This is a genomic window from Solibacillus sp. FSL W7-1464, from assembly GCF_038004425.1.
Taxonomy (GTDB): Bacteria; Bacillota; Bacilli; order Bacillales_A; family Planococcaceae; genus Solibacillus.
Genome location: NZ_JBBORC010000001.1, coordinates 3,401,685 through 3,427,199 on the forward strand (window position 1 = coordinate 3,401,685; position 25,515 = coordinate 3,427,199).

A 25,515-nucleotide genomic window follows, 5' to 3' on the forward strand; every position below is an offset into this window, starting at 1 on the left:
AACTGTCTGCTTCTTATATTTAACGGATTTTTAATTTTTATTTTGTAAAATCAATTTTCTTTTGCAATAAATAAATTGTGACGCCGCCTACTAGCATTGAAAAGGCTTCTCCCACTGCCACCATTCCGTACGTTGGCCAAAATGGCAGATCAAAAACGATCATCAACTGTGTTGCAACGGTAAACATGGATGCCGTAAAAATAATACCGGTTACAACAATTTTTAACACTAAGTTTTCCATATTTTTTGTAACGATACGGCAAATTACCAACACAATCAGTGTAGCGATCCCGCCTACCGGTACATCAATCCACCACATCGGTGAAAAGAAATTTGCAATGACTACTCCTAATGTTACAGCTACTATGTAACGTTTATGGAACAGTACTAAATAGTTAAACATTTCCGACAGCCTTAATTGTACGGCTCCGAAACTAATGACAGCCAAAACAAGCGTCACTGCTACATAAAGTGAAGCAACGATCGCAACTTTAGCTGTTTCATGTACGTTGACACGTGATGATGAAACAGAATTTTCCACTATTTAATTTCCTCCTTTATAAAATAGCTAATACTAGCTATTTTACTGATAACTATGACCAAAGGAGCATGGGTGCTAGTACCTTGCCAAAGTGCCATAGTGTGATTTTGCACCCATTCATTATGGAGTAAATATTAAATAATGGCAACACTTTATTTATTCAACCATCCACCATCAACCGGTAAAATTGTTGCATGCATATAATCGCTTGCTTCACTCGCTAAAAATAGCGTAACATTTGCAACCTCTTCCGGCTTCGCCCATCTGCCGGCAGGTGTTTGCTCTGCCACTAACTTCGCCATTTCGCCTGCCCCTTCAAAATCTGCCGCATTCATCGGTGTTTCAATCGCCCCCGGTGCAATCCCGTTGACACGTATCCCTTCCTTGCAATAATCATAGGAAAGCTGCTTTGTATAACCGATTACAGCATGTTTGGAAGCGGTATATGCCGCTCCCCCGCCACCGGCAATCATTCCAGCAATCGATGCCATATTTACGATAACACCGCGCTTTTGGTTAAGCATTTTCTTTAATACTGCGTTCGTTACAAAGAACATCCCTTTTACATTCACATTGAAAATTTTGTCCCATAGCGCTTCTTCTGTTTCAAGTGAAGGGACATAACCATCGAGTATACCAGCTGTGTTGCATAAAATATCAATCGTCTCTATTTGTCCGATCGTTGCTTCAATAAACTGTTGATCCGCTACACTACCTGTATAATGATGATAATTACTGTCTGTTAAAGCTGCTTCCTGAATATCGATTCCAATAACAGTAGCCCCTTCCTTTAAAAAGGCAGCTGCTTGCGCTCGTCCGATTCCGGAAGCTGCACCTGTTACAACGACCATTTTATTTTCAAATCGGTTCTCCATTGTATTCCCTCCAAAAAAAGAACTGACTTGTATAAAAACAAGCCAGCATAAATTTCTTATTGAACGATTTCCCAATCTTCCGCTAAAATATCACAGACTGTCGGTGTAAACATCGTATACCCTTCACCTGTTACATTAATTACAAAGTATGGGTTCATGTCCAAGCCATCCAATGTAGTCGCCGGCACATACTTCACATATAGCTCAGCACCGCCCCAGCCTTTACGGATTATCTTCTCTCCATTTTTTAAACGAGGCAAAATTTCTTCAAATGTCATATTCATCTTCCTTTATGTATTCATATTTCTTACACATATTATAACAATAAGTTGTATAAATCACATGAGGCCGGGACATAACCCAAAAATGCTATTTTTCTCTGAGAGAAAAATAGCATTTTTTTGCTGAGCGTTAAAATTGATTTCCATTCCGGGACGCTTTCCGCGGGCGTGGCCTGAGCCTGTAGTCTCAGGCGTCACGCTATTCCCGCAGGAGTCGCCCTGCATTCCAATCAATTTTGCAAAATATCCGTTTCTTAATAAAGGTTTTCCTGTTATTTAACGGTCATTCTACTTATGTCCCAGCCTCATGGCATCCTTATGTTCCTCTATGCTTTGTTACTTCTTGCGGCGGGTTATTATGAATTACCTGATTAAACTCTTTTGAATACTCTTCACGGCGATTCGTATCCTTCTTTTCCTTTTTATTCTTAGTGAAGCTTGTTTTACTCTTTTTCGCCATACTATATCACCTCCAAAACGAATTAGATTCTCATCTATTTTGCGTAAAATTGATGAATGTATGAAGACAATTTTTAGAGCTTTGAAACCAGATGAGTTTCCGGATGAATTTTAAAACTTTTTGTATAAAAAATTAAATATGGCCTATACTATTAAAGATTTCACTTCAAATCTAAGTGACTGGAGGGTTAACCCGATGAGTGCGAATGATCAATCTCAAAAGGACCAACAAAAACTGAATAAGCTTACACAGAGTATTTTTGGAGCAATCTAAAATTAATCTGAAAGCGAGGCAGTGTGTCATGGAGGATCATAAGTGGTAATCAACAAAAGAACCTGGAATTAAAAAATCCAGGTTCTTTCTTATTGTAGAAATCATTAGGTGATACAATTGAATACATTTTATTTTTATTTTTTTAAAATCAACGTTTAAAAAATGAAATACGGCCTATACTATTAAAGATTTCACTTCAAATCTAAGTGACTGGAGGGTTAACCCGATGAGTGCGAAAGATCAATCTCAAAAGGACCAACGAAAACTGAATGAGCTTAAACAGAATACTTTTGGAGTAATCTAAAATTTAATCTGAAAGCGAGGCAGTGTGTCATGGAGGAGCAAAAGTGATAATCAAAAAAGAACCTGGAATTAAAAACTCCAGGTTCTTTCTTATTTTTCATTTATAATTCTATCCCGGCAATACCAAATCCACCAGGACCTGCATGAGTAGAAATCATTGCACCGGCCTGCATCCATCTTACATTTTTGAAACCGGTATCCTTCGCGATTTCCTCCAGACGTTTCTTGATCTGCTCATCAAGTCCAATCGAGTAGATTAAATACAATTGTTTGCGATCAATATTGTATTCAGCTAAATAATCTCTCATCAGTTTTTCTGCAACAATGTCCATCTTACCGCGGTATTTTCTAGTTGAAACAAGCTTTCCTTCTTTTAACTCAATACAAGGCTTAATTTTAAGCAAAGCACCACCGATGTATGCAATATTGCTCACTCGTCCACCCGCTTTTAAAAAGTCTAAACTTCCGGGCAAAAACGCCAGCCGTGTTTTAGGAACGATTGATTCAATTTTTTCAATTAAGTGTTCAGGACCGATTTCAGGCTCCTCTTCAAGTAAATGGGCAGCATACATCACCACTGCACCTAATCCACCCGTTACATTTAATGTATCAATCAGAAAAAGATCGTCAAAATCTTCTGCTGCAATTACCGCACTTTGAAAGGAAGCAGATGCTTTCGACGTATAGCCAATGTGAATAATAATGCTTTCAGGAAATTTCAATCGGATATTTGTAAACAAATCTTGATATTCATGGACATTCGTCGCAGCTGTAGACGGAATTGTTTTCGTCAAATTGTAAAAGTCAAAAACTTCTTCTACAGACAGCTTACCATCCAAATAATCTTTTCCTTCCATAATAACGTGCATCGGTACTACTTGAATTTGATGTTTTTCAACCAGGTCCTTCGGTAAATCCGCACCACTCTCAGTCGATAAAATAATTCTTCTTTTCATTGTACCTTCCTTTCAAAAAGTGCAGTCATTACTGCAATCTTTTTTGCATACTTATTTTAAATATACACTAATAAGGAGATGCGGGAAGCACAACATTTAGAATGAACAATCTATATAACACATATAGTAAAAACGAATGGCAGATCATTCGCATCGTTTATAATAAAACACCAACTTTTTATTGACGTACAATTGGCATAGAACAGCATCTGAACGAGCCGCCCGATTTAATGATCTCCGAAAAATCGACTTCCAGCACTTCATAGCCATGCTGGCTCATTTGATAATTCACATCACGGTTAACAGGTAAGCTCAATACACGATTTTGTCCAATAGAAAGCACATTAGTCCCCATTGTAAACTGCTCGTTTTCGCTTACTTCGATTAAATCATACATACTCGATAAAAGTTTGACTACTTCCGGTTCGAATGCATCCGGAAAAATAAGTGCATCTTTTGATGAAAGAATATTGAATACACAGTCTAAATGTAAATATTTCGGGTTAAACGGGATTGGAAGAACTTCAAAATCGGGCAGTTGTTTTTGTAAATTTTGAATGGCCTTTTCGCATGTGCGATCACTGATTCCGACAAAAACCCGAGGACCATCAATAATCACATCGCCACCTTCAATTGAATATTTGGAAAGGTTATGATAAGGGATTTTATTTTCAATCAGCCATTGTGCCAGTACTTCATCTTCACCTTGACGGATAGGATTGGCCATCTGTGAAACAAACAACTGATTTCCGATAGTAAAACCGATATCTCTTGTAAACACTTGTTCCGGGTGCTCTTTACTAGGAGGTAGTTTAATTACTTCCACACCAGCATTGCGCAGCGTTTGTTCAAAGTTTTGGTGCTGGGCTATTGCAAGATCCTGATCGATATTATCATGCTTATATTTTTTTTGGACATCATTGATTACTTCTTTAATTTCCATATATTTAGGTTCGCATAACACAACCTTTTTTAAAGTTCCATATTCACTTTGACATACTATTTGGGATTGCTTTGAAAATGTTTTTACCATAAGTCATCCTCCACATTCTTGATTCACCTTTATACCATTCCCTATTTTTACGATTTCATAAACAATTTACGTTAAATACTCGGTGATTACTTTAGTTTCAAGAAATTTCCGTCGGGGTATGGATTAGCAATAAAATTTTAAGCGAAGATTTTTAATGGAGGAGATTTTATGATTACGAAGGGGCAGGCATTATTAACTAAAGAAGATTTCCACAATCGAGCGGACTTGCCAAGTTGGCTCTATAAAGAATATGAGACTTTTCATACCACGGTAACGGATAAAACATTCCCGTGTTTTTTTGGGATGAGCGGCGAACTAAAAGGTGAACTCCGCTATGCGTATATTAGTCAGGATGATTGGAGTAATTTACCGAACGCAGTAGAAAGTTTTTTAGATTTGTTTAAACAGCCTAATTATAAAAGACACGGTCTCTTTGTTTTTGTGGAGCCTTTTGAACAAGAAGGTGCGCTAGATGATTATCGTCAACAGTTTTGGGATATCCTCCAATACCTGCATTCAGTCGATAAAGTTGAATGGCCTGAAAACAGCCCTCGTAATCCAGATCATTATTTGTGGGATTTTCATTTCGCTGGCGAGCCGGTCTTTGTGTTCGGGAATGCTCCTGCATACAAGAAGCGCAAAACCCGGCATTTAGGAAATGCGATGGTACTCGGATTTCAGCCGCGGAAAATCTTCCAAGGTTTAGAGGGTACGGAAAAAGGCGGTATTATGTCCAGGGAAAAAGTACGGAAACGTGTGGAAGTTTGGGATCAGCTTCCGAAACATCCTGATATCGGTCACTTTGGAGATCCGACACATAATGAATGGAAACAATCCTTTATTGGGGACGATATTGTACCGATTCAAGGAAAATGCCCTTTCCAGCATAAATCATTGTTATTATAGTGCTATAAAAAAGAACGAATTCAATGTGAGATTCGTTCTTTTACCTTTACTTTCAGGCTAACGCTTTCTTACCTACATAATAAATGACAGCTACTAAAGCAATTAATGCAATATAAATTAGTGCAGACATCTATACAATTTTATACATACTGTACCTACACCTCAATCGACGAAACGTTCCAACCGCTATACAGCTAGCATTCTAATCCGGCAATTCCAACTCCTCCCGGACCGGCATGCGTTGATATCCCGGCTCCCGCCTGCATCCATTTCACATTTTCGAACCCTTTCCCCCTGGCAATTTCAACCATCCGATTTTTAATACTTTCATCAAGCCCGATTGAGTAAATCAAAAATAGCAGTTTTTTATCAATATTATACTCATTTAAAAAATCGCGCATAAACTTCTCTGCTACAATACTCATCTTTCCGCGATAGTTTCTTGTTGAAACAAGTTTCCCTTCTTTTAATTCAATGCAAGGTTTTATTTTTAATAATGCCCCTCCGAGATAAACAAGATTACTCACTCTTCCTCCGGCTTTCAAAAAATCGAGACTGCCTGGTATAATTGCAAGCCTTGTTTTGGGCACAAAGGATTCTATTTCCTTAATTAAATGAATATGGTCAATGGAAGGTTCGTTTTCAAGCAATACGGCCGCATACATAACGATTGCCGCTAACCCTCCCGTTATATTTAATGAGTCGATCAGATAAATATCATCAAATTCTTCTGCTGCGATGACCGCGCTCTGGAAAGTGACAGATGATTTTGATGTACACCCAATATGAATAATCATACTATCCGGAAAATCAGATCTGATTTTTGAAAACAAATCATGATATTCCTGTACATTAGTAGCTGCAGTAGATGGAATTTTCTTAGTGCGATTGTAATAATCAAAGACTTCCTCTACAGACAGCTCCCCGTCCAAATAATCTTTCCCATCCATAATGATATGCATTGGAGCTACTTGAATTTGATATTTTTCAACCAGTTCTTTCGGTAAATCTGCCCCACTGTCAGTTGATAAAATAATCTTTCTCATCGTATACACCTTCCAATTAACGCAGCCAATTCTGCGCACTTATATTTTTATCGATAATAAACCTGTAATAGAAACTTACTTATATTTTAATTGAACCTCTAATATATTTATATGTAAGAGTTAGATTGGCATAACCTGTTTAGATATGTTCAATAGAAAAAAACGAACTCTTTTTCAAAAATCCGTTTTGTAAATTTAATGATCTTATTCTTTTTCTTTCTATTAAAAACGTTCCTCTGTAAGATCCACATTTACCGAAACTGCCGCTTTATTCCCTCTGGCAGCAGAAATCATTAATGAAGACGGTCGGGCTGTTTCAGTTTCTCCTGCAATATATATATTTTTCTCAGATGTTCTGCCGACACCGTCCGTTATGACTTTTCCATTTTCGTGTATTTCGCAACCTAGCATTTCCACAAGTTTATTCGGACGGTAATACGTTGGTGCTACAAACCCAAAAGACCGTTGAAGCATTTTTCCTGAATCAAATTCAATTTTTTTTAAAAACCCGTCATTACCAATTAAAGTTTTTATCCGATCCTCTATTATTTCGATATTTCGTTTTTCTAACTGCGAAGACGCCTCTTCCGAAAGTTCAAGACCATTCGTCAGAACAACTAAATCCTGTGACCAGTTATAGATTAGTTTGGTCAAATGCAACACATGCTCTTCTTTTTCCGCGATAACCACCAGAGGTTTATCCCGCTGCTCCCAACCATCGCAGTATGGACAGCTGAATAAACTTTTTCCGTAATAGTTTCTTATGCTCGGTATGAAAAAAACCTCCTGAATACCTGTAGCCAATATAATTTTTTCTGTCATATACTCCTTGTCATTAGAGGCTTTGACAATATATTTTTCATTATCTTTATCCTTGGTTATCTCCGTAACTGTTGCGTTTACGTATGATACTGACGGATAGCTCTCCAGTTCTTTCAATCCCATTTCTCTGAACTCCTGGGGATTGGTCCGATCCCGTGTGATAAATCCGCGCGCCTCTGCTGTCACACGATTGCGATTCGTTTTATCATCGAATAGTACAATCTCTCTTCTAGCCCTGCCTAAAACTAAACTGGCACTTAATCCAGCGGGTCCACCGCCGATTACAATACAATCCAATACATCCATTTTTATCACCCACTCATTTTGTTTCTGATTTCATTAAATTCCCAGTATTTATATAGAAAAAACATCCATAATTCTTTATGCCCTATCTTGGATATTTTGAACCAAAAATCCAGTAGTATCCTTTCGTCATTTATTTTCATTCGAAACATTGTATGAATAGTAAAATAAATCAAAAAATTATAACTTCTTAATAAATACTGAAACTACCAATCATATAGTTAGACAAAAGTCCCATAATAATATATTCTATTACACGTCTTTAAAACCCTCATTTTGGGAATGAAAGTCAATATATAAGTAAAAGGTAGATGAAAATGAATATCCTCAAAAACTCGAAGATAAAAACTAAGTGGATCGTTTTAATTTCACTTGCAATCATTACAGCGGTCGTCATTACTGTATTTTTTAGTCAATGGACAGTACGTAATATTTTGACGGAAGAAAACGAACAGACATCTTCTAACAATGCTAAAAATGCTGTTGACCAAGTGTCATTAAGTTTGGAAACTTATGAAAAAAACCTTCTGCAATTCGGTCAAATTATCGAAACGATTTTACAAAAAGATGAAGTGGATTATTTACATATCGATGAAATTACCAGCACTATAAAAAAGAACAATGAAAATTACTTATCCGTCTACTTCATGGATTTTAATTCCGGTAAACTGCATGCTACGCCTGGAATTGATTATGAATGGGATGTGCGTGATTCACAAACATACGCAAAATTGAATGCAAATCCAAACATACAATGGATGGATGTCTATTTGGATACTGGTATAAATAAACTGATGACATCTGTTATTGCCCCTGTATTTAATAATGGTGAACTTGTCGGTGCGATCGGCTATGATGTTGATTTCTCTACAATTGGTAAGGTTCGTGAAGGGATTGAAGCAAAATCATCTTCAAAATTAATGATTGTCGATCCAAATGGACTGATTGTGTCTTCATTTATCGAAGATGGGGACGGAAAGAATATCATTGCCGGTAATTCCGGCAAGATTGCGGGCGTTACCGATCTATTAGATACTTCTGAATTAGAACAAAAGTTTGATTGGCTGTCAGGTGCTAAAAGCGGAAACAGCCAAATTGAACAGTTTGAATGGAATGGCGTGAATTATACGGGTGAAATTCAAGTAATCGAAAAAAATAACTGGCAAATTGTTTCTTTAGTGGATGAAGATAGCTATGCACAACAGTTGGAAAGATTAACGATTGCCGGCTGGATTTCTTTGGCAATCGGTCTGATTATAGGATGTTTATTCGCCTATTATATGGCACGAAAATTAGTGGATATTTTAAACAGCTTTAAAGTAGTATTTGAAAAAACAGCAAGTGGTGACTTTATTTCACGTTTTGAAACAACTTCAAAAGATGAAATTGCAGACTTGGCAAATCAATATAACATTATGCTTGATGAGATTCGCAGTTTGATTAACCAAGTAAATGAAAACTCAATGGAAATCCAGCATTCTTCTAACAGTTTAGCTATTATTGCCAAGGAAAATGAGCAAGCGTTGAATAATGTCTCAAGCAGCATCGAAGAAATTGCTATGAATACGAGCACACAGGCAGAAAAAATGCATGATGGTTCTACAGCTATTCATGAATTGGCCGATGGTATAGAATCTATAGAACTAAAAACGCAGCAAATGGTAAATGATGCTGACGAAGCATTGGTAGAAGTGCATTCAAGCATTGACAAAGTTCAGCAATTGGAAACGTCCTATGCGAATTTAGAGCGAGCATTCAATGAAGTTACGGTCGTAACCGGACAGTTAGATGGAAAAACGAAATCCATTTCGAAAGTAACTGATGTAATTGCCCAAATTACTGAACAAACGAATTTACTTGCACTTAATGCTTCGATTGAAGCAGCTAGAGCAGGTGAGCACGGAAAAGGATTTGCGGTTGTAGCAGATGAAGTAAGAAGCTTGGCAGAAAGTTCAAAAGCGGCAACAACTAATATTCAACAGATTATTTTAAGTATTTTAGAGGATACTCAGCAACTCGTTCAAGTGATGAATCAGACAAATGAGATTAGCGAAGATCAGAAGTTAGCAGTTAATACGGTAGATAATGCAATCAAACAGCTTTCCGATACACTGGAAAATATGAAAGTGTCGATTTCAAATACGATGGAAGATGTATCAACAATGCAGCAGCAAAAGAATGTCGTTGTATCTTCAATAACAGTTGTTAATGAAATGGCAACAGAGGTAACAGCAGAGACGCAAGAAATTGCGAGTTCAATCGAAGAACAAACATCCGCCACTTCTGAAGTAACAATGCATGCTACGCACTTAAATAAACAAGTTGAAAAATTAACTGACTCTGTTTCGAAATTTAAGTTATAAAAATTAAAGTACCCCAATACACAATTTAACGTGTATTGGGGTTTTTCTGATGAAAGCTTAGCAATCCTTCTTATTTTGTTTTTGGTTTTTATTACGATTCTGGTTTTGATTCTGATTTTGATCAAAGTTTACTTCCTGAGCAAATTCTTCTCTGTTTGCCCGTGGTCTGTTAGCATTTTGATTTTGGTTCTGCTGCTTTTTGTTATCCTGAGTTTTATTGTTTTTATGTTTATTGTTACCCATTCCAACTCACCTCCACTAACAGTGTGTGTGGAAAGTAAATTTCTATCCAATTGTTAACTAAAAGCTCGTATAATTTTATACTTGGTCTTCTTTTGCTGCGAGCTGATTTATTTTATATTCTTCCTCTATTGTTATAAATAAGACATATGACTTGTCAATCATTGACTCATCAACTAAAATAAAAACCTATTCTAATTTAGATAAAAAGGGTGAAAAAATATGTTACAACAAAAAACAGCTTTAGAAAAATTAATGGAAGAACGTAAATCAGTCCGTAAATATGTACCGGGTGTTACGATTCCCCGCGAGACAATTCAACATATTCTGCAGCAGGCAACATCAGCTCCTTCATCAAGTAACCTTCAGCCTTGGCGCTTCCTTGTTATTGACGATGCTGAACAGAAGAAAGAGTTGCGCATTGCCGGATTTAATCAGGAACAAATCGAAACATCATCAGCGATTATTGCGGTAATCGGCGATATTGAAATGTATAAAAATGCCAAGCAAATTAACGATTTAAATGTAGAGCTAGGCTATATGCCACGCGAGATTGCTGATATGATGATTTCTAATTCCGAAGCGGCGTACAGCAGTTTTTCTGATGCTGAACGTAGTAATATTGCCCATTTAGATTCAGGTTTGATTTCTATGCAAATCGTACTTTTGGCGAAGGATATGGGCTATGATACAGTAATAATGGGTGGCTTTGATAAAGCGGCATTCGCTAAAAGATATGAGCTGCCTGCAAATGAGGTACCGATGGTTTTAATTGCTATCGGAAAGGCTGCTATGCCGGCTCGTAACTCATCTCGCCTGCCATTTGATCAAATTATTCGTTTCTCTAGCTAATGTTATTACAGGTTTCTTTACAAGACATATGTAATTTAAATCATATAGTATGAAATTTTTTTATTCTTTATCCGAATGAACGGAAATGCTACCATATAGGTATAGATACCTAGAACGAAGTGCAATCAATGTAGGGAGGGTTAGTATGGAAGTTTGTTTGGATGATAAAAAACAGATGATCATGATGTTAAAAAGATTAGACCGTCACGTAACGCAAATTTTTGAAAAAAGAACAGAAATCAGTTTGACAAGATACGAAATTTTAGTTTCTTTAATTAAAAAAGGAAGCGTTACACAAAAGGTGCTGCAACAATCCTTAGCTATCGACCAAGCAGCAATTACACGCCATTTAAAATTGCTTGAAGAACAGCAGTATGTCGAACGTAAACGCAATGAAAAGAACAACCGCGAAGTACTTGTAACGATTTCCGATAAAGGACGAGCATTACTTGAGGGTTGCACAATGTTTAATGATCAGTTTCTGAATGATCTCTATGAAGATTTTTCAGATAGTGAATTACAGCAACTTAAGCAATTTCTTACACGGTTAAATGATAATGTAGATAATCTTTAACCGTTGCATAATAGTGAAGAAAGAAGAACGATTCCCCCCAAAACCGGGATATCGTTCTTCTTTTTTATTATAAAACACCTAACATTCACAACTATTTAATCTATTACAGATATTTTTAAATGAGAATGTTTATCATCTGTGATATACTATAACTATAAGAAAATAAGCATTACTTAAGGAGAATGTATTATGCAAATATACTGGACGAAAATAAACAAAATCATCGAAGAAACACCCGAAGTGAAAACGTTTTTGCTGGACCTTCCCGAAGGCTTCACATGGGAAGAAGGTGCCCATACACACCTCGCTTTAGAAGGTTTTAATGCCGGTGAACAACCTAATAAAAGCCTGGTTCGCCATATGTCCATCTCCACATTACCAAATGAGCAGACTGTCGGCATTACAACTCGCATAAGAGAACTTTGCTCTGAATTTAAATCGATTTTAAGAAATCTGGAAGTCGGCGATAAAGTTGCACTATTTAAAATCCATTCCAATGTACCGCTGAAAAGAGAAGGCAAAAATGTTTACTTATTATCTTCCGGTGTAGGCCTTGCAACGTTCCGACCGCTTGTACTTACTTATTTGGAACGACCTGATCGTATTAATCGCCTTCATTCTCTAAATATTGATTCATCAAAAGACTACTTATTTACTGATGTTTTTGAATCTGCACCTGATAAAAATTTCTCATCACAGTATGTTGATAATCGAAAAGTTTATTATGAAGAAGTGAAAAAACTTGCTGCAGATCAGGACGGTCTATTCTACGTTGTCGGCAGCGACGAATTTATTTTGCAAAACATTGACGTGTTGCGTGAACAAGGCATTAAACCGGAACAAATCGTCCTTGATAAACGCGAACGACAATTACCTAAATTTTTTTCGCCTGAAACTGTAGTTTAAACAATTGTATTTCCGAAAAAATCACAATGGGCAAAAGCAAGTAAAAGAACGAATCAACCATGAATCCGTTCTTTTTTCTATACTAACCCAAATCAGGCGACTATTTATTCCTTTATTGCCAATTTCCTACCCCGAAATCAAAAAGACCTAGAGACTACACCTCTAGGTCTTTTTACATATTACACCAACTCTAGCCAGGCACCGCTTCATTAAAACGAGGTGGTAACTCTTGATACTTAGGAATATACTGAATCAGCTTCTAATATTGAATATAATATAAATTGTACGGAATATCATCCTGCTAATTCTAGTTCACCTGGTTTGATTATAAATCGCATTTATTTTTCCAGCCACTTATCTACTGTTTCTTGATTTTCTTCCACCCATACTTCCGCTAACTCTCTCAGCGGCTTCCCTTCATCCAATTGCATAATCCATTCTTCTACCATATCCAACGTCAGCTCCATGTTGGAAAATAACTTATAGGCTGTCGGTGATTCTTCCTTAAGATTCGGCGTGACTGCAATTTGAACATCATCGCTCTTCCATGTATTAAGTGGATCCTCTAAAAATTTAATGTCAAAACGAACAAACATAGGATGCGGGCGCCAAGCATTAAATACAATGGCCTCTTCCTTTTCAAACATGGTATCTACTTGGGCAAGCATTGCAGCAACACTACTATTTTGTACTTTAAAGTCGTCCATGCCATATGTTTTTATCATTTCTTCAGTCGTCATAGCCATACCGCTTCCTGGCTCAATGGCATAAACTTTATTATTAAAAAGCTCTGGATGATCTGCAACATCTTGAATTGTATTAATATCCTCTAAATACTGTGGCACTGCCATTCCAAATGGCATATCTGAATATAAAGTACCCGCTATTTCAAATGATTCACTATATTTCTCCAAATAATCTTTATGTAAATTCGGACTCCAAACATCGACAAACGCATCTATCGTCTGATTAGAAAGCGCTTCATATAAGATTCCGATTTCCGCTTCCTCAATCTCTACTTCAAAACCTTCTTGCTCCAAAATAACTTGTGATAAATAAGCTGGTACCGTCGAATAATCATATGGGTCTAACCCAATTGACAACTTAGTTTTTTCTCCTGTTCCACTTGTATCATTTGCTGTCCCCTCGTTTTTATCATCGGTATCTCCACAAGCTACAAGTAAAAGCGCCAACATTGCTACAATAAGACCATTAATAATTTGTTTTTTAGAATGCTTCATAATAATAAAAATTCCCTCTCTCCTATTAAATTTTCCTTTTTCTAACTTAATTTACAACTATATCATAATATCTTGGTATACCGCTACCTTCATACAAATTAATAAGTAAAAGCAGACGGTTTAGAAGTTTGATACCAATACTTCTAAATCGTCTGCTTTTTCACCTTATACTAGCTCCAGCCAAGCAACCGCTTCACAGTGTGTCGTGTGCGGGAACATATCAACTGGCTGCACTTCTTTTGTTTTATATCCGCCATCTTCTAAAATGCGGAGATCGCGTGCAAGTGTTGCAGGGTTGCATGATACGTATACGACACGCTTCGGTTTTTGCTCGATGATTGTATTCAGTAACGCTTCATCACAGCCTTTACGTGGTGGATCGACTACCAATACATCTGCTACTTTACCTTCTTTGTACCAGCGTGGAATGACTTCTTCTGCCGGGCCTGCTTCGAAATACGTGTTTGTAAAACCGTTTAGCGCGGCATTACGTTTCGCGTCCTCAATTGCTTGCTCGACAATTTCAACACCCATTACGTGACCAGCCTTTTGGGCTAAAAACAGTGAAATAGATCCGATACCGCAGTATGCGTCGATTACACGTTCATTACCTGTAAGTTGTGCATAATCAAGTGCCTGTTTATAGAGAACTTCTGTTTGAACAGGGTTGACTTGATAAAACGAGCGTGCCGAAATTTCAAAGCGGACATTGCCGATTGTATCTTCAATTGTATCCTTGCCCCAAAGCGTGAATGTATCATTGCCGAATATAACATTTGTTTTCTCACCATTTATATTTTGTACAATCGATGTGACATTAGGGATAAGCGCACGGATTTTTTCGATTGCCGCACTCGCCTGCGGGAACTTCTTGGACTTTGTAACAAGTACGACCATTACTTCGCCTGTCGCACGCCCTTTACGAACGACAACGTGACGCAACATGCCTTGATGGGTTTTTTCATCATATGGACGCACACCTAAAATTTCTAATTCACGTTTCAAGTCTGCCATGACAACATCGGCTTCCCCTGTTTGAATTAAACAACGTTCCATATCAACGATTGAGTGTGACTTCGTTTTATAGAAGCCTGCCACCATCTGCCCTGCTTCGTTTTGCGCGAAAGGTATTTGTGATTTGTTGCGGTAATGCCAGGGCTCTTCCATCCCTTTTACCGGAAGGACAGGTGCATCGATTTTACCAAGACGCTTCATCACATTTGCGACCATATTTTGCTTCCATTTTAATTGTCCCTCATACGAAAGGTGCTGTAACTGGCATCCTCCACATTGCGAGAAATAGACACATGGCGCTTCTACACGATCAGGCGACTTTTCCAGTATATTCACTACTTTAGCAAAGCCATAATTCTTTAATGTTTTCATGACATGAATTTCGGCGGTTTCTCCAGGTAGTGCCCCTTGTATAAATAATGGATAGCCATCAATTTTTGCGACGCCATTGCCATCATGTGTTAAATCTTCTATATAAACTGTTTGACGATCATTTTTTTTTATTGGTGCAGACATGTTCATTTCTTCCTCTCATTTCAATCACTTTATTGTACCATGCTCCATATATTTTGCACTTATTATACTTTCCTTCACATATCCTTACTAATTCCAATTATTCCTTTTTTTCTAGTATTCAGTAAGTTTTACCTATATAATTCAATTTATAGCTCTAATAATTCTATTTTAAGGAGAAGAAAACCATGTCAGTTCGCAAAAAACTTAATATAGGCTTCATTTTAATCGGAATGATTCTTCTACTTTCAATCGGATTTGCAACCGTTCAGTTTTTCCGTATTGGTGATGAAGTTTCCAAAGCCGTTGATGTACAAATGGCGCAGGTTACGCGTATTAATGATATCCAGCAGCACATATTGTCGCAGGGGATTTATGCACGTGCCTATGCAGTAGACCCTTCTCAAAATAACCTGGATTTACTAAACAGCCATACAACAAGCCTCATTCAGTTAATCGAGGAGGTGCAAGGTGAAAATATTTTAGCGGAAGCTTCACCAGTTATCACTAACTTAAAGGATCAGTCCGAAATAATCGCGGAGCAAATGGATAAGGTCATCTCATCTGTACAGGCACGTGATATTTCATCCGCTCTTTCAATGGTGAATGGCGATTATACATATACGAGCGGATTCACGAGCGAACTTGCGGAGAAAGTGGAACAAATCGAAAACAAAGAGCTTGATAAAGTTGTAAACAATACGAAAGACATGATTTCACTTTCTACGATTTTGTCGATCGTTTTTCTTATTATTACGCTTGTCGTTATCGGCTTTTATATGATTTATACGAAACACGGCATTACACAGCGCCTCCAATCCATTACAAATGATCTGGAACAAATAGCAGACGGGAACATTAAAGTTTTACATAAACCGGTTCGTACAAAAGATGAATTCGGTATGCTGTCGAATGCTTTCATTTCATTACAGCGTAATTTTGAGGAACTGTTAACAAGCATTCAGCAAAACGCCACTCAGCTTAGCAATTCGGCTGATTCGCTTTTGAAAAACAGTGAATCGATTTCTGTGGAAACAGTTCACATTAAAGAATTGGTCGAGCATACTGCACAGACAGCCGCGACGATGACTATTGGAGCAAATGAAAGTGCACTCGCTGTGGATGAGACGTCACAAGGAATTAATTCGATTGCACGATCTACACAAGACTTGCATAGTGGTGCGGTGACATTGACACAGTTTGCCAATGATGGGGTAAAAATTATTGATGAAGCGATGCAGCAAATGGAAACCGTACATGCATCTACTGAATCGATTTCCAACCTTTCCCATGTTCTAATCGAACAGTCAGGACAAATCAGTGCAATAACAAAAGCTATTACCGATATCGCCGATCAGACGAATCTGCTTGCCTTGAATGCTGCCATTGAAGCAGCCAGAGCTGGTGAACATGGGAAAGGCTTTGCTGTTGTGGCAGATGAGGTCCGCAAACTCGCGGAACAATCCAAAAAGTCCGCAAACGAAATTGTGCATTTAACCGAAACGATTCAGCACAATTCCCAAAACGTTGGCGAAGCGGTGGAAAGCAGTCTCAAGTGTGCAAATGATGGCGTCGTTATCATTGATCGTGCCGGTCAGTCATTCCATACGATTACCGACAATATATACAATATAACGGAGCGTGCAGAACATATATCTGCTACATCACAGCAAATTTCAGCAAGCTCTGAAGAAGTTGCCGCTTCAGTCATCGAAATTTCGCAAGGTACAGAGAAAACGATGATGAATGTAGAGCAAGTAGCCAATGCAACTCAACTCCAAACTGAAATTGTCGTTGAAATGGAAGAATTGTCTAAACGATTAGCGAATCAGGCAAAACAGCTCCAACAAAGCATGGATAAATTTACATTATAGAATGAATTGATTTTGAATTACCTTCACTTTAACGGTTTTTAATTGTTGAAGTGGAGGTTTTTTAGAAGTTTCTCATTGCTTATTAGAACAATTTTTCATTTATTAGAAAAGTTGAGGGAGATATTAGAAAAGTGGCTTTTTATAGGACGTTTAAGGTTTTCTTTCTTATGAGATTGTGCGGATATTAGAACAATGGTGTACTTTATTAGAAAGTGTTAAAAGGATATTAGAACATTCGATGGGTTTATTTGAACATCTCGGCCCGATATTAGAAGTTCATGCCGATATATTAGAACTTTCGCCTTTTATTAGAACTTAATTTATTTTATTAGAACTTTTAACTATATATTAGAATCCACCTGCCTGCTCGCTCAGTCCCCGCCCCCAATCTCCTCCCAAAACAAAAAACTTACAAGGGCATTCCACTACCCTTGCAAGCTTCAATTAAATTACTTCTTCATCCGTTTCAATTTCACGAATTTTATCGATTGGCACGAATACTTCAATATGCCGTTTTAAATTTTGGAAAACGGCCGGTGCATCGCCGCCGTATTCACCATCCAGGTTTATATGGACTTCCTGATCGGATGATACAACAACACGATTGGCTTTTCGGTAAACGACACGCTCATCGGATAAATGCTCGCCACGCAATGCAAGTGAAGCTATACGTATGAAATCCGCAATATTGCATTCCTTTAAAATCATAACGGTAAACAGCCCGTCATTGATTGATGCATCTGGTGCAATTTTCTCGAAACCGCCTACTGAATTTGTTAAGCCGCATAAAAACATCATCGCTTTTCCATCAAACTCTTCATCATCCATTTGGATTTTCATATGCGTCGCTTTAATGGAAGGAATCATTTCAATCGCTTTTAAATAATATGCCATTTGTCCAAGAACCGTTTTCATTCTGCTCGGGACTTCATATGTCAGCTCGGTAATTCGCCCGCCAGCAGCAATGTTAATGAAGTAGCGGTCTTCATTCAAAATGCCGACATCGACAGGTATTGTATCCCCTGCAAGAATAATGTTCAGCGCTTCCTCGACATTACGTGGAATACGAACAGCCCGTGCAAAGTCATTTGTCGTCCCCATTGGAATCAAACCTAGCTTCGGCCGTTTTTCACATTGACTGACACCTGCTACTACTTCATTTAAAGTACCGTCACCACCTACTGCAATTACAACATCAAATTCGCGACGTACGGCTTCGATTGCAGCATTTGTCGCATCACCTTCACCAGTCGTTGCATGGCATGAAGTTTCGTATCCTGCTATTTCGAGTTTCTCCAATACTTCCGGAAGATGCCTCTTAAATGCTTCACGACCCGAAGTCGGGTTATATATAATTCTCGCTCTTTTCATTTTGATCTCATCCTGATTAATTATATTTTTCATCCTGCCCAAAGTATACTGCTGTCTGATTTAGAAAAGCAACAATAGTACCCGGGATCATCTCTTCAATAATACGCTTAAAATAGAAAAAAGTTCCTACTATATTATATAGTAAGAACTCGTAAAAGTAACAGGATAAGTAAAATTATATAGCTGCACTTACCTTGTTTTTAAAATCTTCATATACGTAGCTCCACAGCTTTGAATCGTTTACATACTGTCCGCGCATATTTTCATATACTGCTTTTTGTGCTTCTTCAAATGACGGATCTTCTTTATCCGGTAAAGTCGCACGTAAATCCGTTACAAGCTGCTGTAATTGCGGCGCACGTGGCCCCCATGTAGTAATTACTTCCCCGGCTTCATTTAAAATTAAATACATCGGAATAGCTCGTCCGCCATTTGTTAAATAACGGTCGATTAAGTCAGTATCCGCATCACGTAATGCCGTGCGAATTTCCACATTTGCCGCTTCCGCTACTTTGCGAATGATCGGGTTGTTAATCATAGCATCCCCGCACCAGTCTTCCGTAATCGCCAAAATATGGATATTGGCACTTTTCAGCTTTTCAATAAAAGCAGTATCTTCCGGAAGTTCAAAGCCCTCGTAAATTGCAAAGCTTTGTTCTTTCAGTTGAGACATTGCATCCATATATTCTCTCATCGACTGGCTCTCTTCAAAATATTGTTGTTCTGTTTTCATATATATACCACCTTTCAAATTCTCTCTTCTATTTTGCACGTTTTAAAGAAAAAAAGAAAGTTTTATGTGTCAAAATTGTTACACAATAATACAATTCGAAATTTTCAAAACAAGTTACATAAAACAGCAAATTTTTAATATTTTCGAGCATATAAAACCAATTCAATATTTTATAGAAATAATATTAACTTATAGTAAAATAATTAAAAATTTTCTTAATTGTTTTACTTATTAGTATCTATAAAAAATTTTTAATCTAGTATATATTTCTTATAAATATTCTGATATATTAAAATAACGCATCAAAAAATTATCAGAAAATTTAATTTACATGATTTTCTAGGAGGGGTTATTTATGAAACGCAATAAAAAGGTCGCATTGACTGCTACAGCACTTTCATTATCTGCATTACTTGCAGCATGTGGCGGTGGAGAAGAAACAAAATCTACATCATCTGGAGATGGTGAAAAAGAATTAGATCTATTAATTACATCTGAGCCGCCTTCATTACATCCACAATTAGCTTCAGATACAACTTCTGGTGCTATTTTAGAAAGTACATTTGAAGGTTTAACAACAATGGTTGAAGGCGGGCCGGTTCTAGCTGCCGCTGAAGACTATAAAGTATCGGATGACCTATTAACTTACACATTCACTTTACGTGACGCACAATGGTCAAATGGTGAAAAAGTAACGGCTGATGATTTTGCATACGCTTGGAAATGGGCATTAAACCCGGAAAATGCGTCAGAATATTCTTCAATCCTTTACGCTATTAAAGGAGCAGAGGCATACAATACTGGTAAAGGCACTGCTGAAGATGTGGCGATTAACGTAATCGATGAAAAAACATTGGAAGTAACGTTAAACGCTCCAACTCCATATTTCTTGGAATTAACAGCTTTCAAAACATTCTACCCAATTCATAAAGCAACAGCTGAAGCGGATCCAAAATGGTACACAGAAGCAGATACATATGTATCAAACGGTGCATTCAACTTAACTACTTGGAACCATTCAGGTGATATCGTTTTAGAGAAGAGCGATACTTACTGGGATACGAAAAACGTAGATATCGATACAGTTAACATTGCAATGGTTGAGTCTGAAACAACTCAAATGACAATGTTTGACGCTGGCGAAATCGATTTCCTTGGAGCTCCTTACGGGACAATTTCTCTTGATGCAATCGACCGCTTAAAATCAGAAGACAAATTAAATGTTTCTGATATGTCATCTATTTACTGGTACAAGTTCAATACAGAAGATCCAGTAATGCAAAACGAAAACATTCGTAAAGCATTAGCATTGTCAATCGACCGTGAAAGCTTAATCAGTAATATTGTAAAAGGTGAACAAGAACCTGCATTAGGTATCGTACCAAACTCTGTTGAAGGCTTCGGCGATGACGAAGGTTACTTCAAAGATGCTGATTTCGATGAAGCAAAAAAATATTTAGATGCTGGTTTGAAAGAATTAGGATTAGCTAGCGCTAAAGATTTAGAAGTAAAAGTTTCATACAACACTTCTGAAGCACACTCTGCTATCGCACAATTCATTCAACAAGGCTGGTCATCGAATTTAGGTATTACTGTTAAACTTGATAACTCGGAGTGGCAAGTATACTTAGATAAAATCGGCAATGGCGATTACCAAATCGGTCGTCTTGGCTGGGGCGCTGACTACAATGATGCATATACATTCCTTGAAATGTACAACTCTGCTGAAAACGGCAATAACCAAACTGGCTGGTCAAACGATGAGTACACTGCATTATTGAATGAATCAATCACTGAAACAGATCCGGCAAAACGTACGGAAAAACTATTGGCTGCTGAAGCAGTAATCATGGAAGAAATGCCTGTAGCACCAATTTACTACAACACGAACTTAAACGTTGTATCTGATGAAGTAGAAAATATGGTTCCAGATGCTTTAGGTAACATTAACCTGAAATACGTTAAAGTGAAGTAATTTTAACTATTTAGTATTTACTCCTGCGATGGACGAGATCATTTCAAAAATCATCGTAAATAGGGAGTGCCTCGAAATTATATTTCGGGCACTCCCTTTCATAGTTTTATCAAATATTCAAAATAGTATAAAAAGGAGGTACGGACATTGCTTAACTTTATTATTAAACGATTACTCTATATCGTACTTGCAATGTACTTAATTATTACAGCGACGTTCTTCTTAATGCAGCTTGCTCCCGGTAGCCCGTTTACTAGCGAACGTGAACTGCCCCCTGCCATCGAAGAACAATTAAACGCGAAATACGGGTTGGATAATCCTTGGTATATCCAATATAAAGATTATTTAGTAGACACAATGACATTTGATTTTGGGGAGTCGATGAAATACAAAGGCCGTTCCACAAATGACATTATCGCAGAAAGCTTCCCTGTATCACTTGCTTTAGGTCTTCAGGCGATGGTTTTAGCCATTGGTCTTGGCGTATTGCTCGGCGTTATTTCTGCACTGTACCATAATCGCTTTGGAGATTATGCCGCAACCATTTTTGCAATTTTAGGGATTTCGGTTCCTTCATTCATTTTAGCCGGACTCCTGCAGTATTACTTGGCATTTGAAGCTGGCTGGTTCCCGGTAAGTGGCTGGAAAGGATTCGCCTATACGATCTTACCTTCGCTGGCAATCGCCGTTACCCATGCCGGATTTATTGCTAAACTTACGCGTTCTAGTATGTTGGAGCAAAACAATAGTGAGTATGTAAAGCTTGCTCGTGCAAAAGGTCTAGGAAAATGGACAATTGTGTTCAAGCACTCTTTACGTAATGCATTATTGCCGGTTGTAACGTATTTAGGTCCACTGTTTGCAGGTGTTATTACAGGTTCGTTCGTCATTGAACAGATTTTTGCGGTACCAGGACTTGGCCGCCACTTCGTAACAAGTATTACAAACCGTGACTATACGGTAATTATGGGTACGACAGTGTTCTATTCACTAATTTTATTGCTGGCTGTGTTAATCGTAGACATTTTATACAGTGTCATCGATCCACGTATTAAATTGAAAGGAGCGAAAAAATAATGGCTCAAAACGAACAGCAAATACCAAAAGTATCAGCTGACATGTTCGATGTTGTCGGTCGTTCAGAAAATACAGATGCCCTTTCTAAAAAGCAAGTATCTTATTGGAAAGAAGTATTTTATCGCTTCTCTCATAACAAGTTAGCTGTACTAGGGTTAATCCTTTTAGTTCTGATAGCAGGATTTGCAATTTTTGCACCAATGTTCTCTTCTTATACATATGAACAGAATGTCGGATTATACAATACCGCTCCTTCTGCAACACATTGGTTCGGTACGGATGACCTTGCGCGCGACATTTTTGTCCGTGCCTGGGAAGGTGCCCGAATTTCATTGTTCATCGGTATTACTGCTGCTGTAATTGATTTGATCATCGGTGTTTTATGGGGAAGTATTGCAGGTTTGGCTGGTGGACGTGTCGATAATATCATGATGCGTATCGCAGACGTATTAACGGCAATCCCTTATTTATTAGTAGTAATTATTTTATTGGTAATTATGGAGCCTGGTTTAGTTCCTATGATTATCGCCCTTTCCATTACAGGTTGGGTAAACATGGCACGAATTGTACGAAGTGAAGTACTGAAAATCAAAAATCAGGAGTACGTACTTGCAGCCCGTACATTAGGCGCAAATCAATGGCACATCATTAAACGTCACTTAATCCCAAATGCAATGGGTGCTATTTTAGTAACAATGACAATGACTATTCCAAGTGCAATTTTCACAGAGAGTTTCTTAAGCTACTTAGGTTTAGGGGTTCAGGCTCCTTTAGCCAGCTGGGGTACGATGGCCTCTGAAGGTTTCAAAGCACTTCAATCTGCACCATGGCGATTATTGTTCCCTGCAGCTTTAATCTCGATTACAATATTCGCATTTAACGCAGTTGGGGACGGCTTACGTGACGCACTTGATCCGAAATTACGTAAATAAGGAGAGTGTACGCAATGAAGAAAAAAGTATTAGAAGTAAACGACTTACGTATTAATTTCAAAACGTACGCTGGCGTCGTACAAGCCGTACGCGGAGTAAGCTTTGAATTATACGAAGGCGAAACATTGGCAATCGTTGGTGAATCCGGTTCCGGAAAATCCGTAACGAGCAATGCACTGATGAAGTTAATTCCACAGCCACCGGGTATTTATGCCGGTGGTGAAATTAACTTCAATGGCCGCAATATTATCCCTTTATCTGAAAAGGAAATGATGAAAGTACGCGGAAATGATATTTCAATGATTTTCCAGGATCCTATGACGGCATTAAACCCGACAATGAGAATCGGGAAGCAAATTACCGAAGTACTGTTGAAGCATAATAAAGTTACAACTAAGGACGACGCAAAAAAACGTGCGATTGAATTACTTGATCAAGTAGGTATCCCTTACCCTGAAAAACGTTATAAATCTTACCCTCACGAACTGTCCGGCGGGATGCGTCAACGTGTTGTTATTGCCATTGCTCTTGCAGCAGATCCAAAGCTTTTAATTGCCGATGAGCCGACGACAGCACTTGATGTAACGATTCAGGCACAAATTTTAGAGCTGATGAAAGAGCTACAAAAGAAATCGAATACATCGATTATTTTCATCACACATGACCTGGGTGTTGTAGCAAATGTAGCAGATAGAGTTGCGGTAATGTATGCCGGTCAAATCGTAGAGTATGGTACAGTAGAAGACATTTTCTACAACCCGCAGCACCCGTACACTTGGGGACTGCTTGGATCTATGCCGGACTTGAACAACTCTACAGATGAGCTGTTAATGGCGATTCCGGGTTCACCGCCAAACTTGATTGAACCACCTAAAGGCGATGCATTTGCCCCTCGTAATGAGTTTGCAATGAAAATCGACTTTGAGATGGAACCGCCAATGTTTAAAGTTTCGGATACACATTATGCTAAAACTTGGCTACTGCATCCTGATGCACCAAAAATGCCAGTCCCTGATGCGGTAGCACGCCGTATTAAAGGCTATCAACAGGAGGGCATGTAATCATGGCAAATAAAATATTAGAAGTTAAAGGCCTAAAACAATATTTTGGCACTGCCAAGCAACCGATTAAAGCGATCGATGGCATCTCCTTTGATGTATATGAAGGCGAAACATTAGGTTTAGTTGGAGAATCCGGCTGCGGTAAATCAACGACGGGCCGTTCAATTATCCGCCTTTACGATATTACAGAAGGCCAAATTACCTTCAGAGGCAAGAATATATCGGAAATGAAGTCACGAAAAGAATTGATGCAGTTCAACCGTGAAATGCAAATGATTTTCCAGGATCCTTATGCGAGTTTAAATCCTCGTATGACGGCCGGTGAATTAATTGCGGAAGGTTTTGACATCCATGGTCTGTATAAAAACAAAAAAGAACGTCAAGCTCGTATTGGTGAGTTATTGGAAGCAGTCGGACTGACACGCGAGCACGCTAACCGTTATGCCCACGAGTTTTCCGGTGGGCAGCGTCAACGTATCGGTATTGCCCGTGCGCTTAGTCTAGATCCAAGCTTCATCATTGCCGATGAGCCGATTTCTGCGCTTGATGTTTCCATTCAGGCACAGGTAGTAAACTTACTGAAGCAGCTTCAGAAAGAACGTGGATTAACTTATTTATTCATCGCCCATGATTTATCGATGGTAAAGTATATATCAGACCGAATCGCGGTTATGTATCGCGGAAAAATATTAGAACTTGGCAGTGCGGATGAGATTTACAACAATCCAATCCACCCGTATACGAAGTCTTTATTATCTGCAGTTCCTCAGCCGGATCCGGCATATGAACGCAGCCGTACACGTATTCCGTACAAACATGTTGAACATGATCCGGCAGCTCAAGTAATCGAAGCCCGCCCTGGCCATTTTGTCTTTGGCACAGATGCACAAGTGAAAGACTGGGCTAAATAAAAAACAAATAAAAACTCCTTCACGAGGCAATGTGAAGGAGTTCTTTCTATTATATAAGGAAATTTCCAATGACTATGAC

General features: G+C 38.2%; 24 protein-coding genes. 11 read left to right on the forward strand and 13 right to left on the reverse strand.

The genetic code is table 11. The annotated features are described in order from the left end of the window. Window positions 1–37 precede the first annotated feature (37 nt). From MKZ25_RS17035 to MKZ25_RS17060, 6 genes are all read right to left on the reverse strand, one after another. A complete protein-coding gene (locus MKZ25_RS17035; protein ID WP_340802517.1) occupies window positions 38–541 on the reverse strand; it encodes a QueT transporter family protein in 504 nt (167 codons plus the stop codon). A gap of 152 nt (window positions 542–693) precedes the next feature. Further along, entirely contained in the window at window positions 694–1,416 is a 723-nt protein-coding gene (locus tag MKZ25_RS17040) for a 3-oxoacyl-ACP reductase (RefSeq protein ID WP_340802518.1), read from the reverse strand. 56 nt (window positions 1,417–1,472) lie between these two features. Continuing rightward, window positions 1,473–1,694: a DUF2829 domain-containing protein gene (locus MKZ25_RS17045; protein ID WP_340802519.1), complete on the reverse strand. Its 222-nt coding sequence runs from the start codon at window positions 1,692–1,694 to the stop codon at window positions 1,473–1,475. Window positions 1,695–2,013: 319 nt separating this feature from the next. Beyond that, window positions 2,014–2,157, reverse strand: coding sequence for a hypothetical protein (locus MKZ25_RS17050; RefSeq protein WP_014822645.1), 144 nt, complete (start codon window positions 2,155–2,157; stop codon window positions 2,014–2,016). A 677-nt stretch (window positions 2,158–2,834) separates the two neighbouring features. Continuing rightward, on the reverse strand, window positions 2,835–3,689 hold the full coding sequence (locus tag MKZ25_RS17055) for a DegV family protein (RefSeq protein ID WP_340802520.1): 855 nt from the start codon (window positions 3,687–3,689) through the stop codon (window positions 2,835–2,837). A 178-nt stretch (window positions 3,690–3,867) separates the two neighbouring features. Then, complete coding sequence (locus MKZ25_RS17060; protein WP_340802522.1) at window positions 3,868–4,722, reverse strand: dimethylarginine dimethylaminohydrolase family protein; 855 nt, start codon at window positions 4,720–4,722, stop codon at window positions 3,868–3,870. 168 nt (window positions 4,723–4,890) lie between these two features. On the opposite strand from MKZ25_RS17060, the gene MKZ25_RS17065 reads away from it, so the two are divergent. Further along, window positions 4,891–5,628, forward strand: a complete 738-nt coding sequence (locus tag MKZ25_RS17065) for a YqcI/YcgG family protein (protein WP_340802523.1) — start codon at window positions 4,891–4,893, stop codon at window positions 5,626–5,628. Between the two features lie 194 nt (window positions 5,629–5,822). Here MKZ25_RS17065 and MKZ25_RS17070 read toward each other — a convergent pair whose 3' ends face one another. Continuing rightward, entirely contained in the window at window positions 5,823–6,674 is an 852-nt protein-coding gene (locus tag MKZ25_RS17070; RefSeq protein ID WP_340802524.1) for a DegV family protein, read from the reverse strand. A 222-nt stretch (window positions 6,675–6,896) separates the two neighbouring features. Further along, window positions 6,897–7,802, reverse strand: a complete 906-nt coding sequence (locus tag MKZ25_RS17075; RefSeq protein WP_340802525.1) for an NAD(P)/FAD-dependent oxidoreductase — start codon at window positions 7,800–7,802, stop codon at window positions 6,897–6,899. Between the two features lie 314 nt (window positions 7,803–8,116). Between MKZ25_RS17075 and MKZ25_RS17080 the strand changes: the two genes are divergently transcribed. Next, a complete protein-coding gene (locus tag MKZ25_RS17080; RefSeq protein WP_340802526.1) occupies window positions 8,117–10,162 on the forward strand; it encodes a methyl-accepting chemotaxis protein in 2,046 nt (681 codons plus the stop codon). Window positions 10,163–10,219: 57 nt separating this feature from the next. Here the strand turns inward: MKZ25_RS17080 and MKZ25_RS17085 are convergent, their stop codons facing one another. Further along, complete coding sequence (locus MKZ25_RS17085; protein ID WP_339173762.1) at window positions 10,220–10,405, reverse strand: hypothetical protein; 186 nt, start codon at window positions 10,403–10,405, stop codon at window positions 10,220–10,222. 219 nt (window positions 10,406–10,624) lie between these two features. Here MKZ25_RS17085 and MKZ25_RS17090 point away from each other — a divergent pair, with 219 nt between their 5' ends. From MKZ25_RS17090 to MKZ25_RS17100, 3 genes are all read left to right on the forward strand, one after another. Further along, the gene (locus MKZ25_RS17090) at window positions 10,625–11,254 is read left to right on the forward strand and encodes a nitroreductase family protein (RefSeq protein ID WP_340802527.1); all 630 of its coding nucleotides are present in this window, start codon (window positions 10,625–10,627) and stop codon (window positions 11,252–11,254) included. 145 nt (window positions 11,255–11,399) lie between these two features. Continuing rightward, complete coding sequence (locus MKZ25_RS17095) at window positions 11,400–11,828, forward strand: MarR family winged helix-turn-helix transcriptional regulator (RefSeq protein ID WP_340802528.1); 429 nt, start codon at window positions 11,400–11,402, stop codon at window positions 11,826–11,828. 189 nt (window positions 11,829–12,017) lie between these two features. Then, a complete protein-coding gene (locus MKZ25_RS17100) occupies window positions 12,018–12,734 on the forward strand; it encodes a ferredoxin--NADP reductase (RefSeq protein WP_340802529.1) in 717 nt (238 codons plus the stop codon). A 338-nt stretch (window positions 12,735–13,072) separates the two neighbouring features. On the opposite strand, the gene MKZ25_RS17105 is transcribed toward MKZ25_RS17100, so the two are convergent. Together MKZ25_RS17105 and rlmD are read right to left on the reverse strand one after the other, a co-directional pair. Beyond that, window positions 13,073–13,975, reverse strand: a complete 903-nt coding sequence (locus MKZ25_RS17105; protein WP_339196188.1) for a glycine betaine ABC transporter substrate-binding protein — start codon at window positions 13,973–13,975, stop codon at window positions 13,073–13,075. A 165-nt stretch (window positions 13,976–14,140) separates the two neighbouring features. Continuing rightward, window positions 14,141–15,505: a 23S rRNA (uracil(1939)-C(5))-methyltransferase RlmD gene (rlmD, locus tag MKZ25_RS17110; RefSeq protein ID WP_340802530.1), complete on the reverse strand. Its 1,365-nt coding sequence runs from the start codon at window positions 15,503–15,505 to the stop codon at window positions 14,141–14,143. Between the two features lie 185 nt (window positions 15,506–15,690). On the opposite strand from rlmD, the gene MKZ25_RS17115 reads away from it, so the two are divergent. After that, entirely contained in the window at window positions 15,691–17,376 is a 1,686-nt protein-coding gene (locus tag MKZ25_RS17115; RefSeq protein ID WP_340802531.1) for a methyl-accepting chemotaxis protein, read from the forward strand. Window positions 17,377–17,820: 444 nt separating this feature from the next. Here the strand turns inward: MKZ25_RS17115 and MKZ25_RS17120 are convergent, their stop codons facing one another. After that, window positions 17,821–18,747 (reverse strand): diacylglycerol kinase, encoded by a 927-nt coding sequence (locus MKZ25_RS17120; RefSeq protein ID WP_340802532.1) that lies wholly within the window; start codon window positions 18,745–18,747, stop codon window positions 17,821–17,823. Between the two features lie 175 nt (window positions 18,748–18,922). Then, complete coding sequence (locus MKZ25_RS17125; protein ID WP_340802533.1) at window positions 18,923–19,480, reverse strand: thioredoxin family protein; 558 nt, start codon at window positions 19,478–19,480, stop codon at window positions 18,923–18,925. 355 nt (window positions 19,481–19,835) lie between these two features. Here MKZ25_RS17125 and MKZ25_RS17130 point away from each other — a divergent pair, with 355 nt between their 5' ends. The 5 genes from MKZ25_RS17130 (at window position 19,836) to MKZ25_RS17150 (ending at window position 25,436) form a co-directional block, all read left to right on the forward strand. Next, complete coding sequence (locus MKZ25_RS17130; RefSeq protein ID WP_340802535.1) at window positions 19,836–21,455, forward strand: peptide ABC transporter substrate-binding protein; 1,620 nt, start codon at window positions 19,836–19,838, stop codon at window positions 21,453–21,455. Between the two features lie 147 nt (window positions 21,456–21,602). Continuing rightward, window positions 21,603–22,532, forward strand: a complete 930-nt coding sequence (locus MKZ25_RS17135) for an ABC transporter permease (protein WP_340716521.1) — start codon at window positions 21,603–21,605, stop codon at window positions 22,530–22,532. Then, a complete protein-coding gene (locus MKZ25_RS17140) occupies window positions 22,532–23,464 on the forward strand; it encodes an ABC transporter permease (protein ID WP_340802536.1) in 933 nt (310 codons plus the stop codon). The genes MKZ25_RS17135 and MKZ25_RS17140 overlap by 1 nt, the downstream gene beginning before the upstream one ends. A gap of 14 nt (window positions 23,465–23,478) precedes the next feature. Then, complete coding sequence (locus MKZ25_RS17145) at window positions 23,479–24,525, forward strand: ABC transporter ATP-binding protein (RefSeq protein WP_340802537.1); 1,047 nt, start codon at window positions 23,479–23,481, stop codon at window positions 24,523–24,525. 2 nt (window positions 24,526–24,527) lie between these two features. Continuing rightward, a complete protein-coding gene (locus MKZ25_RS17150) occupies window positions 24,528–25,436 on the forward strand; it encodes an ABC transporter ATP-binding protein (RefSeq protein WP_340802538.1) in 909 nt (302 codons plus the stop codon). The last annotated feature ends 79 nt before the right edge of the window (window positions 25,437–25,515 follow it).